The sequence below is a fragment of the Roseateles hydrophilus genome, from assembly GCF_026712245.1.
Taxonomy (GTDB): Bacteria; Pseudomonadota; Gammaproteobacteria; order Burkholderiales; family Burkholderiaceae_C; genus Pelomonas; species Pelomonas hydrophilus.
In genome coordinates this window covers 821523-835906 of the sequence record NZ_JAPPUY010000002.1, presented here as the reverse complement: position 1 = coordinate 835906, position 14384 = coordinate 821523, and the positions used below count along the sequence as shown (strand labels likewise).

Genomic DNA, 14384 nt, shown 5'->3' with positions numbered 1-14384 from the left:
CGTCAGTCTTTCAACGGGGCATCGGTGCGCTCGGCGATGCGCAGCACGGCGGAGCGCGAACGCGGGTTGGCCGCCACCTCGGCGTCGCTGGGCTTGATACGGCCCAGCGCATTCAGGATCAGCGGTGCGGGTTCCGCGAACGGTGCACGGCGGTCGAACACATGCTTGCTGTACTCGGCGATGAACTGCTTCACCCGGCGGTCTTCCAGCGAGTGGAAGCTGATGACGGACAGCCGGCCACCCGGCGCCAACAGGCGCAGCGCAGCCTTCAGCCCCTGGTCAAGCTGCTCCAGCTCGCCGTTGACATGAATCCGAAGAGCTTGAAAGGTGCGCGTGGCCGGGTCCTGGCCGGGCTCGCGGGTCTTGACCGTGCGAGCCACGAGTTCGCGCAACTCGTCGGTGCGCGTGAGCGGCGCACCGGCCTGTCGGCGAGCAACAAGCGCCTTTGCAATCTGGCCAGCAAACCGTTCTTCGCCATAGTCCCGAATCACCTGTGCGATGGCGCGCTCGTCGGCGCGCGCGAGGAAGTCCGCCGCGCTCTCGCCACGCGTGGTGTCCATGCGCATGTCCAGCGGCCCGTCGAAGCGGAAGCTGAAGCCCCGCTCCGGGTTGTCGATCTGCGGGCTGGACACGCCCAGGTCCAGCAGCACGCCGTCCACCTGGTTCACGCCGATGGCCGCCAGCTCCTCCGCCATGTCGGCAAAGCCGGCGTGGACGATGGAAAAACGCGGGTCGGTGATGGCCGCTGCGGCGGCGATGGCCTCCGGGTCGCGGTCGATGCCGATCAGGCGGCCCTGCGGCCCCAGCTTGCTCAGCAGCAGGCGCGAATGGCCGCCGCGGCCGAAGGTGCCGTCCACATACACGCCGTCCGGGCGCGCCAGCACGCCGTCCACGGCCTCGTCGAGCAGCACGGTCGTGTGGCGGAACGTGGCGCCGTCATGCATCCCGGCGCTCATCAGAAGCTGAAGTCCTTGAGCGCATCCGGCATCGGGCCAGCCAGCACTTCGGCCTCCTGAGCGGCGTGAGCCTTCTTGTCCCAGATTTCGAAGTGGCTGCCCATGCCGAGCAGCACAACGTCTTTGTCCAGCCCGGCGCTTTCACGCAGCTCGGGCGAGATCAGCACGCGCGCCGCCGAGTCGATCTCGACGTCCATCGCGTTACCCAGAAACACGCGCTTCCAGCCGGCCGCCGACATCGGCAGGCTGGCCACTTTGTCGCGGAAGGTCTCCCACGTCGGGCGCGGAAACAGCATCAGGCAGCCGTCGGGGTGCTTGGTGATGGTCAGGCGCCCGCCGCACAGCAGCTGCAGCACCTCGCGGTGCCGCGTCGGCACGCCCAGGCGCCCCTTGGCGTCCAGCGCCAAGTTAGAAGCTCCTTGAAAGACGATTTCCGACACTTTTCACCACGAAACGACACTTCTCCCCACTTTAAGCGCTGCCCACACCAGGGTCAAGAATCCGCACAAGTTTTTTCAATGAAATCAAGCACTTAGCCGGACACTGTCAAAAACGACAGTGCGTCGAAAAATATCGTTCATAAATAAGGACTTGCTGAGATGTTGAGAAGTTCCGCTTGAGGTTTGACGCTCCGCGCGCCGTTTACGCGGCTGGCACAAGCGCGCCGGATCAACAGATCGCGGATGGGTCTTGAATCGACACATCCCGTCCCTATAATCCTGACTGCTAGCACTCTCCAAACCCGAGTGCTAACGAAATCGGGCCCGTGTATCGGCCTTGTTTTTTCGGTGCGCCGCATCCCACCGGGTTGCGGTCGCCGCGGTTCAAACTCTCTGAAGGAGACCCCATGAAGCTGCGCCCCCTGCACGATCGCGTGATCGTTCGCCGCCTGGAACAGGAAACCAAGACCGCCTCGGGCATCTTCATCCCCGACAACGCCGCCGAGAAGCCCGACCAGGGTGAAGTGCTGGCCGTCGGCCCCGGCAAGCGCAACGACAAGGGCGAGTTCGTGACCCTGAACGTCGTCGTCGGCGACCGCGTGCTGTTCGGCAAGTACTCCGGCCAGACCGTCAAGGTCGACGGCGAAGAGCTGCTGGTCATGCGCGAAGAAGACCTCTTCGCCGTCGTGCAGAAGTAATGGCCTTCCGGGGCGCGCGCAAGCGGCCCCAACGACTCAGAGAAATTGTCTCTGACCCCAATTTAAGTATTCGGAGAATCAAATGGCAGCAAAAGACGTGATCTTTGGCGGCGAAGCCCGCGCCCGCATGGTTGAAGGCGTGAACATCCTGGCCAACGCGGTCAAGGTGACCCTGGGCCCCAAGGGCCGCAACGTGGTGCTGGAGCGCTCGTTCGGCGCCCCCACGGTGACCAAGGACGGCGTGTCGGTCGCCAAGGAAATCGAGCTGAAGGACAAGCTCCAGAACATGGGCGCCCAGATGGTCAAGGAAGTCGCTTCCAAGACCAGCGACAACGCCGGTGACGGCACCACCACCGCCACCGTGCTGGCCCAGGCCATCGTGCGCGAAGGCATGAAGTACGTGGCCGCCGGCATGAACCCGATGGACCTGAAGCGCGGCATCGACAAGGCGGTCGCGGCCCTGGTCGCCGAGCTGAAGAAGGCCTCCAAGGCCACCACGACCTCCAAGGAAATCGCTCAAGTTGGCACGATCTCGGCCAACAGCGACGCCGACGTCGGCCAGATCATCGCCAACGCGATGGACAAGGTGGGCAAGGAAGGCGTCATCACCGTTGAAGACGGCAAGAGCCTGAACAACGAGCTGGACGTCGTCGAGGGCATGCAGTTCGACCGCGGCTACCTGTCCCCCTACTTCATTAACAACCCCGAGAAGCAAGCCGCCATCCTGGACAACCCGTTTGTCCTGCTGTTTGACAAGAAGATCTCGAACATCCGCGACCTGCTGCCCACGCTGGAGCAAGTGGCCAAGGCTGGCCGCCCGCTGCTGATCATTGCTGAAGAAGTCGACGGCGAAGCGCTGGCGACGCTGGTGGTCAACACCATCCGCGGCATCCTGAAGGTCGTGGCCGTCAAGGCGCCTGGCTTCGGCGACCGCCGCAAGGCCATGCTGGAAGACATCGCCATCCTGACGGGCGGCAAGGTCATCGCCGAAGAAGTCGGCCTGACGCTCGAGAAGGTCACGCTGGCCGACCTGGGCCAGGCCAAGCGCGTCGAAGTGGGCAAGGAAAACACCACCATCATCGACGGCGCCGGCGCTGCTGCCGACATCGAAGCCCGCGTCAAGCAAGTGCGCATCCAGATCGAGGAAGCCACCAGCGACTACGACCGCGAGAAGCTGCAAGAGCGCGTGGCCAAGCTGGCCGGCGGCGTGGCCGTCATCAAGGTCGGTGCTGCCACCGAAGTCGAGATGAAGGAGAAGAAGGCCCGCGTGGAAGACGCGCTGCACGCCACCCGTGCTGCCGTTGAAGAAGGCATCGTCGCCGGTGGCGGCGTGGCCCTGCTGCGCGCCAAGCAAGCCGCTGGCGAGATCAAGGGCGACAACGCCGACCAGGACGCCGGCATCAAGCTGATCCTGAAGGCCATCGAAGCCCCGCTGCGCGAGATCGTCTACAACGCCGGCGAAGAGTCGTCGGTCGTCGTGAACGCCGTGCTGCAAGGCCAGGGCAACTACGGCTACAACGCCGCCAACGGCACCTATGGCGACATGATCGAAATGGGCATCCTGGACCCGACCAAGGTGACCCGCACCGCGCTGCAGAACGCCGCGTCCGTCGCGTCGCTGATGCTGACGACCGAGTGCATGGTGGCCGAGTCCCCCAAGGACGACGCCCCGGCCGGCGGCATGCCTGGTGGCATGGGCGGCATGGGTGGCATGGGCGGCATGGACATGTAAGTCCACGCCGGCGACCCACCCGTCGCTGACAAACAAGAGGGGCTCCCGCGAGGGAGCCCCTTTTTTCATGCCCGCGGCGGCCTCAGTCGCTGGCGCTGGCGGCCGAGCGCATCAGCGTGTAGCTCAGGCCGATGCCGTAGGTGAAGCCCGTCGTCTGCCGCACCAGCGCGCTGTCGCGGTTGGCCGCGCCGGCCAGGCTGTCCAGGCGGCCGAAGGCGTACAGGCGCAGGTCGGGCGTCAGGCTCTTCGCGACGCTGCCACCCAAGCGCCACGCGATGAGGCCTGCCTTCGCGTCGAACGCCGGGCGATCCGGCCGGGCCTCACCGGCAGTCACGCCATAGAAGGTCGAGCCCAGCCGGCGGTCGCCCACCACGGCACCGACGCTGGCGCCGTAGGCCCAGCCATCCGCCTGCGGGCGGTGCTGCCAGGCCAGGCGCGGCTCAAAGGTCATGCCGCGATGGCGACCCGGATTGCGCAACTCAAACACGCCACGCACCGGCAGCTCCAGCACCAGGCGCTCGGCGGCGCCGCGGCCGTTGACGAACCAGCGCGCCACCGGGCCGGCCTCCACCAGCGTGCCCAGCCGCGGCATGCCCTCGCGCGCCCGCAGCGTCTCGGAGCCCGAGCTCAGCGTGCCGGCGAACGACACATCCAGCTCAAAGTCGTCGGTGCGCACCGCGCGCAGGCCGGCGCCGTCGCCATCGGCACGCAACACCTTGCCACGGTAGATCAGGTAGGGCAGCACCAGCGCGCGGCGGGCCTGCTGGTCGGAGCCCGGATAAGCCTGCTGCGAAACGCCAGCCGCCCCGAGGCCCAGCTCCCACAAAGGCGGTGCGTCACGGCGCGCGGACGACTCCGACGCCCAGGCGCTCGACGCGGCCAGGCACATCAACAGGACAGGTGTTTTCATCGCGGCGCACGGCAGTGAAGCTGGCCTGCATCATGCCGCCGCCTGATGCCCACGGCCGCCCGACGCGCGCACAAAAAAGCTGCCCGCAGGCAGCTTGGTTTCGTCGCGCGGCAGCGCCTGCGATCAGCGCGCGCGGCGGCGCGAGGCCAACATGCCGGCACCAAGCGCCAGGCCCGCCAGCGCCAGGCCGGCGGGCTCCGGCACCGTGTTGCCATCGTCAGGCACGAGCGTGGCCGTCATGGTGCCGCTGCTCAGCGGCGGCATGTCCGGGTTGGCGGTGATCGCGTCATCCAGCCCGAAGACGATCAGGCGCTGATCCCAGTTGAACCGGGCGTCGACCGTGTCGGTCGCCAGCTCCAACGCGTCCACGCCCGTCGCAGACAGCACAGCAGAGAAGCCGCACTCCGAGCCCATGAAGGGCGGCGGGCAGCTCAGCGACGACAGGTCGTACTGGAACGTGTCCACCTTGCCCTTGTACGAGAAGGAGAAGGTGAAGTCGAAGCTGATCAGGTCGCTGAGGCCAATCGCGCCCACATTGACCGAGGGCTTGGTCTGGAACGAGCCCGTGCCCGTCACGGCAACGCCGCTTTCCCAATCACTCATGCCCTCGTAGGTCAGGCGCACGGTCGCCGCCTGCGCCACGCCTGCGCACAACAGGGCCAGCACGCCGGCACGGATCACAGATTTCATTTCTTGCTCCCTGGCGCCTCTGCGGCGCCCATCAACGAAAGAGCCCGCCATGCGGGCCCAAATGCAGCGCAAATTTTAAGAAGCGCCCCAGCCCAGGACGCCGCCCGCGCCCCCCAGCCCAAGGGGGCTGCAACCCACGCGTCACCGACACCCACACAACACGGCCAACGCCACCTGACGAAAGCCCGTCAACCGTGAAAAGCTGCCGGCACAGCACGGCAAACCTCGGATTCAGGGGGCCGCGAATGAAGGGCTCCCACCCGGGCAAACCCATAGCGACTCCGATAATCCGGTTACGTCGTCTTACCACTCCATGTCCTCCAGCCTGCACCCCCACGCCCTGCTCGACCATGCACTGACCGAAGCGGGGCCGCTGGCCCGCGAGCTGCTGAACCTGGTGCAGGACGAGCTGGACCGCCAGCCCCAGCACTTCCCGCTGCGCGAGGGCTGGCGCAAGCTGCGCGCGCGCTTCGCCGCCGACTTCGAAGGCCGGCTCATCGAGCTGCTGCAGGCAGGACGTCGCGGTGAAGACCCCTTGCAACGCACGCTGCCCGCGTCCGGCGGGCTGGATGCGCTCAGCCTCGTCGACGAGCACCAAGCGCTGCAGGACGTGGCCATCGCCCACATCGCCCGCACGGCCGAGGAGCTGAGCCGCGCCGAGCTGCACCAGATCGGCAACTTCTACGCCGCCCTGCGCGGCATCGCCCGCGCCCGTGAGCGCGACAACCCGCTGCGCCCGGCGCTCTACGCCCATGCGCTGCATCACGCCCTGGCCGCCAGTGCGCTGAGCCCGCAGGCGCAGTACGAGTTGATGCGGGTGGCGGCCGCGCCGCTGGCCAACGCCTTGCACCGGCAGTACAGCCATGCGGTGGCCGTGCTGCAGGCCGCCAACATCAGCGACATGGTCGCGTCCCACGGCCAGGGCGCCACCGATCCTCAAGCCCACCAGCGGCTGGCCGCTGCGCACGGTGTGGCCACGCGCCCGCCGACACACGGCACACTGGACGGGCTGTCTCGCCGCGTTGACGCCTTCAACTCCCGACCCCAAGGCCTCGGCGCCCCCCCCGCACGCGACCCGCAGGCGCCGGCACCTTTCGTGCGCCCCACCGGGCCCGACATGCTCAGCCGGCTGTACGACCAGATCCTTGCCGACCCGCGCCTGCTGCCGCCGCTGAAGGCGCTGCTGGCCCGGCTGCAGATCGCCGTCGTGCGGCTCGCGCGCACCGACGCCTCGCTGCTGCGCCGCCAGGACCACCCCACCTGGTCGCTGCTGAACCGCGTCGCGGCGCACGGCATGGCCTTCGACCGTGCCGACGACGCCCGCTTCACGGGCTTTCTGCGCTTCATGGAAGCCGAGGCCCAGTTGCTGGTGGACACGCCGACCCCGACGGCCGTGCTGTTCCAGCAGGTGCTGAGCCGCGTGGACGCCCACATCGACCAGCAGGCCCGCCAGAGCAGCGAGCGCAATGCCGACGCCCTGGCGCTGCTGGAGCGGGAGCAACTGCGCACCCAATGGCGCGACCTGGTGCGTGAGCAGATCGACCACCAAATCAGCGATGCCCCGCTGGGCCCGCGCATGCACCGCCTGCTGCAAACGGCGTGGGTGGACGCCATCGTCACGGCGATGGTGCGCCACGGCCGTGACTCGCAGGAAGCCCTGGCGGCGATGGAACTGGTGGACGCGCTCATCGACAGCCTCGTCACCCCGCGCGACATGGCCGACCGCGAAGCGCTGCGCATGCGACTGCCGGTGCTCATCGAGCGCCTGGTGGCCGGCTGCGACAGCATCCAGCTCGCACCCGCGCAACGCGAGCCGGCCTTCGCCGAGCTGATGGCCCAACACGCCAGGCTGCTGCGCGGACTGCCGGCGCTGGAACAGGGCGCGCCCCGCCCGGCGCCGCCCCGTGCAGCGCCACCCAGCGCCGCGCCGCCCTCGGCCGACGAGATCGTGCGGCGCCTGATGGAGGAGCGCGACTCGCAGCTGCCCTCCCACTGGCTCAGCGCCGACGTGGACCGCGGCGAACTGCCCACGGTGCCGGTGCAGCTCTACAACGACGCGCCGGACGCGCGCCAGGCCGTGGCGCGCTGGATGGACGAGCTGCAGATCGGCCGCTGGTTCCACCTGTTCATCCAGGGCAACTGGCACACAGCGCAACTGGCGTGGTTCAGCGAGGACCGGCAGCTGACGCTGTTCGTCGGCCGCGAGGCCGACGAGCGCCTGCCGCTGACGCGCCGCGCACTGGAGGCGCTGCTGGCCAACGGCCTCATCACGGCGCTGGACGAAGACAACATCGTCCAGCGCGCGGTGGACACACTAATCAGCGACCTGGACGGCGGCTGACGGCGCTGCCACGGGCGCCGGCATCAAGGCGTGCGTCCACTCGTGCAGCGCCAGGGCCACGTCGCCCACACCGCTCTTCTTGAGCGCAGAGAACAGCGTGACGGCCACGTCGGAGTTCTCGGTGGTCATGCCGGCCAGGAACTCGCTGGTGGCCCGCAGCGCGGCGTCGGCCTCCTTGCGGTTGAGCTTGTCGGACTTGGTCAGCAGCACCAGCAGGCGGATCTCGCCCGTGGCCACGCGGGCGGCGACGAACTCCAGCAGCTGCTTGTCCAAATCGGTCAGCCCCAGGCGGGAATCCACCATCAGCACGACGCCGGACAGGCTGCGGCGCACCGCCAGGTAGTCGGCCATCACCTTCTGCCAGCGCAGCTTGGCGGACTTGTTGACGGCCGCGTAGCCATAGCCCGGCAGGTCCGCGAACAGCGCGTCGGCCGCGTCCTTCGGGCCCAGCTCGAACAGGTTGATGTGCTGGGTGCGGCCCGGCGTCTTGGACGCAAAGGCCAGGCGCTTCTGCTGCGCCAGGGTGTTGATCGCGGTGGATTTGCCGGCGTTGGAGCGACCCACGAAGGCGATCTCGGGCAGTTCGGTGGCGGGCAGGTGCACCAGTTGACTGGCCGTGGTCAGGAAGCGCGCAGTGTGCGTCCAGGCCAGGGCCAGCTTCTCGGTCACGGGTTCCGAGGAAATGGCATCAGGGATTTCGTTGGTCATGGGCAGCTCAAGCGCAGTGATTCAGCATTGTAAAATTTCAAGGTTGCGCCCTTAGAGATCCAACAAATCCATGAAGACTGCCGCCATCGTCCTGTCGAGTCTGTTGCTGGCCACCACGGCCTTCGCCAGCGGTGCGCCTGCCGCGCCGGCCAAGCCCGACCTCGCCAAGGGTGGCGCCATCGCCAGCCAGGTCTGCGCCGCTTGCCACACGGCGGACGGCTCGCGCGGCTCGCCCGCCAACCCCATTCTTGCGGGCCAGCACCCGGAGTACCTGGCCAAGCAACTGGCCGAGTTCAAGAGCGGCAAGCGCAAGAACGCCATCATGCAGGGCATGGCCACGCCGCTGTCTGAAGAAGACATGCGCAACGTCGCCGCGTTCTACGCCAGCAAGACGGTCAAGCCCGGCTTCGCGAAGAACAAGGACACCGTCGTGCTGGGCGAGAAGATCTGGCGTGGCGGCATTGCCGACCGCAGCGTTCCCGCCTGCGCAGGCTGCCATGGCCCCACGGGCTCGGGCATGCCGGCCCAATACCCGCGCCTGGGCGGCCAGCATGGCGATTACGTGGAAGCCCAGATGGTGGCCTTCCGCAGCGGCGCCCGCGCCAACAATGCCGTCATGACCGGTGTGGCTGCCAAGATGAACGACAAGGAAATCAAGGCCGTCTCGGACTACATTGCCGGCTTGCGCTGAACAAACTCCAAGCCTCTGGAAGAAGGCCGGTGAACCTCACCGGCCTTTTTTTCGCCCGCTCCCCCTGATGTCGTCCGCCTCCTCCTCCCGCCCGTCGCTGGCCCGCGAACTGCTGGACCTGCTCGCCTCCATGCGCTTTGCGATCGCGCTGCTCAGCGTCATTTGCATCGCCTCGGTCATCGGCACCGTGCTGCGCCAGAGCGAGCCCATGGGCAACTACATCAACCAGTTCGGCCCGTTCTGGGCCGAGGTGTTTGGCAAGCTGGGCCTGTACACGGTCTACAGCGCGCCGTGGTTCCTCGTGATCCTGGCCTTCCTGGTGATCTCCACCACGCTGTGCGTGGTCCGCAACACGCCCAAGATCCTGGCCGATCTGAAGAACTACAAGGAAGGCGTGCGCGAGCAATCGCTGCAGGCCCACCACCACAAGGCCATCGCCGAGTTGCCCAGCAATCCGCAGATGGCGCTGGCAGAGATCGGCAGCGCACTGACCGCGCTGGGCTGGAAGGCGCGCGTGCAGCAGCGCGAGCACGGCACGATGATCGCGGCCCGCCGCGGCGCGTCCAACAAGTTGGGCTACATCGCCGCCCACTCGGCCATCGTGCTCATCCTCATCGGCGGCGTGCTGGACGGCAACGCCATGGTGCGGCTGGCCATGTGGCTGCAGGGCAAGGAGATCTTCGACGGCGGCGGCTTCATCGCCGACATCAAGCCCGAGCACCGGCTGTCGGCGGCCAACCCGAGCTTCCGCGGCAACGTGTCGGTGCCGGAGAAGCAGCGCCAGGGCATCGCCGTGCTGAGCCTGCCCAACGGTGTCGTGTTGCAGGACCTGCCCTTCGACATCGAGCTGAAGAAGTTCAACGTCGAGTACTACGACACCGGCATGCCCAAGAGCTTCGCCAGCGACATCGTCATCCACGATGGTGGCGCGCGCCGCGAGGCCACCGTCAAGGTCAACGAGCCGGTGATCCACAACGGCCTGGCCATCTACCAGAGCAGCTTCGAGGACGGCGGCAGCCAGCTCCAGCTGCAGCTGCTGCCGCTGAACGGTGGCAAGCCGGCCCCGCTGAGCGGCCGCGTCGGCACCAAGACGGCCGTGGGCGAGCTGACGCTGGAGCTGGACGGGCTGCGCGTCATCAACGTCGAGAACATGGCCGGCAACGATGCCGGCAACGCCAGCGGTGCCGACGTGCGCAAGGTGGACCTGGGCGAGCGCCTGAGCCAGCACCTGGGCAGCGGCGCCAAGGGCGACAAGAACAAGTCGCTGCAGAACGTCGGCCCCAGCTTCAGCTACAAGCTGCGCGACGCGGCCGGCCAGGCGCGCGAGTTCAACAACTACATGGTTCCGGTGACGCTGGATGGCCAGCGGGTGTTCCTGTCGGGCGTGCGCGAGTCGGCGTCGGAGAACTTCCGCTACCTGCGCATGCCGGTGGACGAGAACGACCGCCTGGACGGCTGGCTGCGCCTGCGCCACGCGCTGGGCGACGCGGGCCTGCGCGAGGCAGCAGCGCGGGCCTACGCCCGCTCGGCCACGCCACCCACGCAGCCCAAGATGCAGGAGCAGCTGCAGACCACGGCGCAGCGCGCGCTGACGCTGTTCTCTGGCGCGGGCACCACGGCGTCCAACGGCGACGACACCAAGGGCGGCCTGCCGGCGCTGTCGCAGTTCATCGAGCGCGACGTGCCCGAGGCCGAGCGCACGCGCGTGTCGGAAGTACTGCTGCGCATCCTCAACGGCAGCCTGTTCGAGCTGCACCAGCTGGCCCGGGCGCGCGACGGCCTGGCGCCCGCCGTGGTGAACGAGGCCACCCAGGCCTTCATGACGCAGGCGGTGCTGTCGCTGTCCGACAGCCTCTACTACCCCGCGCCCATGCTGGTGCAGCTGGACAGCTTCGAGCAGGTGCAGGCCAGCGTATTCCAGGTGGCACGAGCCCCTGGGCAGAAGCTGGTCTATCTGGGCGCCGTGTTGCTGATCATCGGCGTCTTCGCCATGCTCTATGTGAAGGAGCGCCGGCTGTGGGTGTGGATCGCGCCCAGCGCCGACACTGCCTGCTCACAGGTGCGCATGGCCATGTCCAGCACCCGCGAATCGCCCGACAACGCCACCCTCTTCGCGCAGCTGAAAGCTGTCCTGCTCAAGGAGAAGTCATGAACGCCCCCACGCCCGCTTCGCTCACAGCCTCCCTCGCGGCGGCACGCTGGGAGGCCGCATGAACACCACCACCTTCGACCTGCCGCGCCGCCATGCGCTGCAGCGCCGCGACGCGCTGGACTGGGTCTTCGCCGCCCTTGTGCTGCTGGGCGGCGGCTACGCCTTCCAGCGCTACCACGCCAGCATGGATGTCTACGAGCAGGCCATCCTCGCCTGCTCGATGCCCTCGCTGATCGCGCTGGGCTGGTTCTGGAAGCCGCTGCGCCTGTTGAGCCTGGCCACCGGCGCGGCCGCGCTGCTGGCGATTGGCCTGTACGCCCGCCAGCCGGATGCCTTCGGCGCCGACCTGGCCGCGGCCGAGCAGGTCTTCCTGCTGAAGTACATGCTGTCCAGCCAGAGCGCCATCCTGTGGATGAGCCTGCTGTTCGTCATGAGCATGCTGTTCTATTGGGGCGGCTTCTTCACCGGCGCGGGCCGCGACAGCGTGGCCGAGGTCGTGGGCTCCAAGCTGGCCTGGGGCGGCGTGTTCATGGCGCTGGTGGGCACGCTGGTGCGCTGGTTCGAGAGCCACCAGATTGCGCCCGATATCGGCCACATCCCGGTCAGCAACCTCTACGAGGTGTTCGTGCTGTTCTGCTGGATGACGGCACTGTTCCACCTGTACTACGAGCAGCGCTTCGCGACGCGCTCGCTGGGCGCCTACGTGATGCTGGTGGTCAGCGCGGCCGTGGCCTTCCTGCTCTGGTACACCGTGTCGCGCGGCGCACATGAGATCCAGCCGCTGGTGCCGGCGCTGCAGAGCTGGTGGATGAAGATCCACGTGCCGGCCAACTTCGTCGGCTATGGCGCGTTCGCGCTGGCCGCGATGGTGGCGCTGGCCTATCTGCTGAAGACGGCCACCACGCGCTCGCTGCTGCTGGGCCTGATCGGCGTGCCGGGGCTGATCCTGGCGCTGATCGGCGCGGTGTGGGCCTTCGGCAGCGTGTCGGCCGAGACCGCCACGGGCCTGGTCAGCTGGGCCCGCAAGATCGCGGGCGTCATGGCGTTCCTGGGCCTGTGCATCGCTGCGCGCCGGCCGCTGAGCGCGCGCCTGCCGGACCTGCCCCAGCTCGACGACCTCATGTACAAGGCCATCGCGTTGGGCTTCGCGTTCTTCACCATCGCCACCATCCTGGGCGCCTTCTGGGCCGCTGAGGCCTGGGGCGGCTACTGGAGCTGGGACCCGAAGGAGACCTGGGCCCTCATCGTCTGGCTGAACTACGCCGCCTGGCTGCACATGCGGCTGATGAAGGGGCTGCGCGGCGCGGTGTCGGCCTGGTGGTCGCTGGTGGGCCTGCTGGTGACGACCTTCGCCTTCCTGGGCGTCAACATGTTCCTGTCCGGCCTGCACAGCTACGGCGAGCTGTGAGCGGCCGCGCGGCGGCCGCCGCGCTCAGTGCGGCGCCGTCCGCCGGCGGTCGAACTTGACGCGGTACATCGCCGCGTCGGACTCGCGCAGCACGTCGTCGACGCTGACCCGCTGAGGGTCCAGGCAGGCCACGCCGACGCTGGCGCCGCCGTAGTCGATGCGGGCAGTGCCGGCCGGGTACTGGCCTGCCGTGGCGCCGGCCAGGCGCTGGCGCATCAGCCGCGCAGCCGCAGCACCATCCTCGGCCAGCTTCGGCCCCAGCCCGACGACGACGAACTCATCCCCACCCAGGCGGGCCAGCACATCACCGCTGCGCAGGGCCGCCTGCAGGCGGGCCGCCACGCCGCGCAGGAACTCGTCGCCCGCGTCATGGCCATGCGCGTCGTTGATCTGCTTGAAACCATCCAGGTCGATGGCCCCCGCCAGCAACCAACAGCCGGTGCGCTGGGCCAGCGAGATCAAGCGCACCATCTCCTGCTGCAGCGCCCGGCGGTTCAGCAGCCCCGTCAGCGCATCGGTCAGGGCCTGCGTCTGCAACTCGACATTGGCCTGCAGCAACTGCTCCATCAGCCGCTCGCGGCTGACGTGCTTCTCGATGAGGCTGGCAAACATGCGCAGCACCTGCTCGGCCTCGGCCGTCAGCGGCCGGCGCTCCGAGCTCGCGCCGCACAGCGTGCCGTACAGCGCGCCATCGTCGGCCCGCACCGGCGTGCTGACGTAGGTCTGGATGCCCAGTTGCTGGGCGGCCTCCGAGTCGGCCCAGACGGTGTTCACCTCGTCCGTGAAGCAGCGCCCCTCGTCCAGCGCACGCTTGCACAGCGTGTCGCCCCACGGCACCGACAGGCCTTCAGGGATCTGCAGGTTGCGCGAGTTGCGCGCATAGACGACGTGCTGCAGGCCGGCATTGAGGTCCACGGTGGTCAGGTAGGTGGACTCCAGCCCGCTGACGGTCTCCAGCATCTCCAGCAGCGGGCGAGTCAGATCCTCCAGCGTGCGGGCACCCTGAAGCGAGCTCGTGAGGTGGGCGAAGAGGGAATCCATGACTGGCAGCAAGTGGCAACGGGCCGACTGTATGCAGCCCTCAGGCCACGGGCAACGCGGTCTCGTACTTGACCTCGCGCAGCACCACGTTGCTGCGCACGCTGGCCACACCGGGCAGCTTGAAGATGTGCTGCTGCAGGAACTGGTCGTAGGCCTTCATGTCAGCCGCAACCACCTTGATGACGTAGTCCGAATCGCCCGTGATGGCGTGGCATTCGATGATCTCGCGGCGCGTGCCGACCAGCTGTTCGAACTGCTCCACCGCGCCCTCGCTGTGCCGCACCAGGCTGACCTGGGCCAGCACGAGGATGGACAGGCCCAGCTTCTCGCGATCCACCAGCACGACCTGCCCCCGGATCACGCCGCGCTCCTCCAGCTCCCGCACCCGCCGCCAGACCGGCGTGGCCGACAGCCCCACCGCCTCGGCCAGGGCCTGGGTCGACTGGCGCGCGTCCACCTGCAAGGCCTCAAGGATCTGCCGGCTGACACGGTCGAAGTCATTCATTTCCAAAGTCTCCACTTTCGGAGAAGAATCATCTCACCACCCTTGCCGATCTGCGGCAATGAGGCAAGTTCTTCCGGCCAGCGGGCGAAAGAATCTCCCGCCCATCCAGGAG

At 67.9% G+C, this 14384-nt stretch carries 13 protein-coding genes; 6 read left to right on the top strand and 7 right to left on the bottom strand.

What is annotated here, in order from left to right; genetic code table 11:
• Positions 1-2: 2 nt before the first annotated feature.
• Positions 3-956, bottom strand: coding sequence for a 16S rRNA (cytosine(1402)-N(4))-methyltransferase RsmH (gene rsmH / locus NYO99_RS10885; RefSeq protein ID WP_422395489.1), 954 nt, complete (start codon positions 954-956; stop codon positions 3-5).
• Entirely contained in the window at positions 956-1396 is a 441-nt protein-coding gene (mraZ, locus tag NYO99_RS10880; protein WP_268167202.1) for a division/cell wall cluster transcriptional repressor MraZ, read from the bottom strand. The genes rsmH and mraZ overlap by 1 nt, the downstream gene beginning before the upstream one ends.
• A gap of 407 nt (positions 1397-1803) precedes the next feature.
• Between mraZ and NYO99_RS10875 the strand changes: the two genes are divergently transcribed.
• Both NYO99_RS10875 and groL read left to right on the top strand, forming a co-directional pair.
• Complete coding sequence (locus NYO99_RS10875) at positions 1804-2094, top strand: co-chaperone GroES (protein ID WP_268167201.1); 291 nt, start codon at positions 1804-1806, stop codon at positions 2092-2094.
• 82 nt (positions 2095-2176) lie between these two features.
• Entirely contained in the window at positions 2177-3826 is a 1650-nt protein-coding gene (gene groL, locus NYO99_RS10870) for a chaperonin GroEL (RefSeq protein ID WP_268167200.1), read from the top strand.
• A gap of 82 nt (positions 3827-3908) precedes the next feature.
• Here the strand turns inward: groL and NYO99_RS10865 are convergent, their stop codons facing one another.
• Both NYO99_RS10865 and NYO99_RS10860 read right to left on the bottom strand, forming a co-directional pair.
• Positions 3909-4736, bottom strand: coding sequence for a MipA/OmpV family protein (locus NYO99_RS10865; RefSeq protein WP_268167199.1), 828 nt, complete (start codon positions 4734-4736; stop codon positions 3909-3911).
• A 123-nt stretch (positions 4737-4859) separates the two neighbouring features.
• Positions 4860-5426: a hypothetical protein gene (locus tag NYO99_RS10860; RefSeq protein WP_268167198.1), complete on the bottom strand. Its 567-nt coding sequence runs from the start codon at positions 5424-5426 to the stop codon at positions 4860-4862.
• A 313-nt stretch (positions 5427-5739) separates the two neighbouring features.
• Between NYO99_RS10860 and NYO99_RS10855 the strand changes: the two genes are divergently transcribed.
• The gene (locus NYO99_RS10855) at positions 5740-7767 is read left to right on the top strand and encodes a DUF1631 family protein (RefSeq protein WP_268167197.1); all 2028 of its coding nucleotides are present in this window, start codon (positions 5740-5742) and stop codon (positions 7765-7767) included.
• On the opposite strand, the gene yihA is transcribed toward NYO99_RS10855, so the two are convergent.
• Positions 7741-8475 (bottom strand): ribosome biogenesis GTP-binding protein YihA/YsxC, encoded by a 735-nt coding sequence (gene yihA, locus NYO99_RS10850; RefSeq protein WP_268167196.1) that lies wholly within the window; start codon positions 8473-8475, stop codon positions 7741-7743. The two genes, NYO99_RS10855 and yihA, sit on opposite strands and share 27 nt — an antisense overlap.
• A 70-nt stretch (positions 8476-8545) precedes the next feature.
• Here yihA and NYO99_RS10845 point away from each other — a divergent pair, with 70 nt between their 5' ends.
• The 3 genes from NYO99_RS10845 to ccsB all read left to right on the top strand — a co-directional run bounded on the left by NYO99_RS10845 (position 8546) and on the right by ccsB (position 12726).
• A complete protein-coding gene (locus NYO99_RS10845) occupies positions 8546-9166 on the top strand; it encodes a c-type cytochrome (RefSeq protein ID WP_268167195.1) in 621 nt (206 codons plus the stop codon).
• A 67-nt stretch (positions 9167-9233) separates the two neighbouring features.
• On the top strand, positions 9234-11318 hold the full coding sequence (locus NYO99_RS10840; protein ID WP_268167194.1) for a cytochrome c biogenesis protein ResB: 2085 nt from the start codon (positions 9234-9236) through the stop codon (positions 11316-11318).
• A 58-nt stretch (positions 11319-11376) separates the two neighbouring features.
• Entirely contained in the window at positions 11377-12726 is a 1350-nt protein-coding gene (gene ccsB, locus NYO99_RS10835) for a c-type cytochrome biogenesis protein CcsB (RefSeq protein ID WP_268167193.1), read from the top strand.
• Between the two features lie 24 nt (positions 12727-12750).
• Here ccsB and NYO99_RS10830 read toward each other — a convergent pair whose 3' ends face one another.
• Both NYO99_RS10830 and NYO99_RS10825 read right to left on the bottom strand, forming a co-directional pair.
• Positions 12751-13767 (bottom strand): sensor domain-containing diguanylate cyclase, encoded by a 1017-nt coding sequence (locus NYO99_RS10830; protein WP_268167192.1) that lies wholly within the window; start codon positions 13765-13767, stop codon positions 12751-12753.
• Positions 13768-13807: 40 nt separating this feature from the next.
• The gene (locus NYO99_RS10825) at positions 13808-14272 is read right to left on the bottom strand and encodes an Lrp/AsnC family transcriptional regulator (protein ID WP_268167191.1); all 465 of its coding nucleotides are present in this window, start codon (positions 14270-14272) and stop codon (positions 13808-13810) included.
• Positions 14273-14384 lie beyond the last annotated feature (112 nt).

What these genes read in the sequence shown, in the direction of transcription:
- rsmH (WP_422395489.1), bottom strand. Translation starts at nt 956, where the DNA reads ATGAGCGCCGGGATGCATGACGGCGCCACGTTCCGCCACACGACCGTG.
- NYO99_RS10875 (WP_268167201.1), top strand. Translation starts at nt 1,804, where the DNA reads ATGAAGCTGCGCCCCCTGCACGATCGCGTGATCGTTCGCCGCCTGGAA.
- groL (WP_268167200.1), top strand. Translation starts at nt 2,177, where the DNA reads ATGGCAGCAAAAGACGTGATCTTTGGCGGCGAAGCCCGCGCCCGCATG.
- NYO99_RS10865 (WP_268167199.1), bottom strand. Translation starts at nt 4,736, where the DNA reads ATGAAAACACCTGTCCTGTTGATGTGCCTGGCCGCGTCGAGCGCCTGG.
- NYO99_RS10860 (WP_268167198.1), bottom strand. Translation starts at nt 5,426, where the DNA reads ATGAAATCTGTGATCCGTGCCGGCGTGCTGGCCCTGTTGTGCGCAGGC.
- NYO99_RS10855 (WP_268167197.1), top strand. Translation starts at nt 5,740, where the DNA reads ATGTCCTCCAGCCTGCACCCCCACGCCCTGCTCGACCATGCACTGACC.
- yihA (WP_268167196.1), bottom strand. Translation starts at nt 8,475, where the DNA reads ATGACCAACGAAATCCCTGATGCCATTTCCTCGGAACCCGTGACCGAG.
- NYO99_RS10845 (WP_268167195.1), top strand. Translation starts at nt 8,546, where the DNA reads ATGAAGACTGCCGCCATCGTCCTGTCGAGTCTGTTGCTGGCCACCACG.
- NYO99_RS10840 (WP_268167194.1), top strand. Translation starts at nt 9,234, where the DNA reads ATGTCGTCCGCCTCCTCCTCCCGCCCGTCGCTGGCCCGCGAACTGCTG.
- ccsB (WP_268167193.1), top strand. Translation starts at nt 11,377, where the DNA reads ATGAACACCACCACCTTCGACCTGCCGCGCCGCCATGCGCTGCAGCGC.
- NYO99_RS10830 (WP_268167192.1), bottom strand. Translation starts at nt 13,767, where the DNA reads ATGGATTCCCTCTTCGCCCACCTCACGAGCTCGCTTCAGGGTGCCCGC.
- NYO99_RS10825 (WP_268167191.1), bottom strand. Translation starts at nt 14,272, where the DNA reads ATGAATGACTTCGACCGTGTCAGCCGGCAGATCCTTGAGGCCTTGCAG.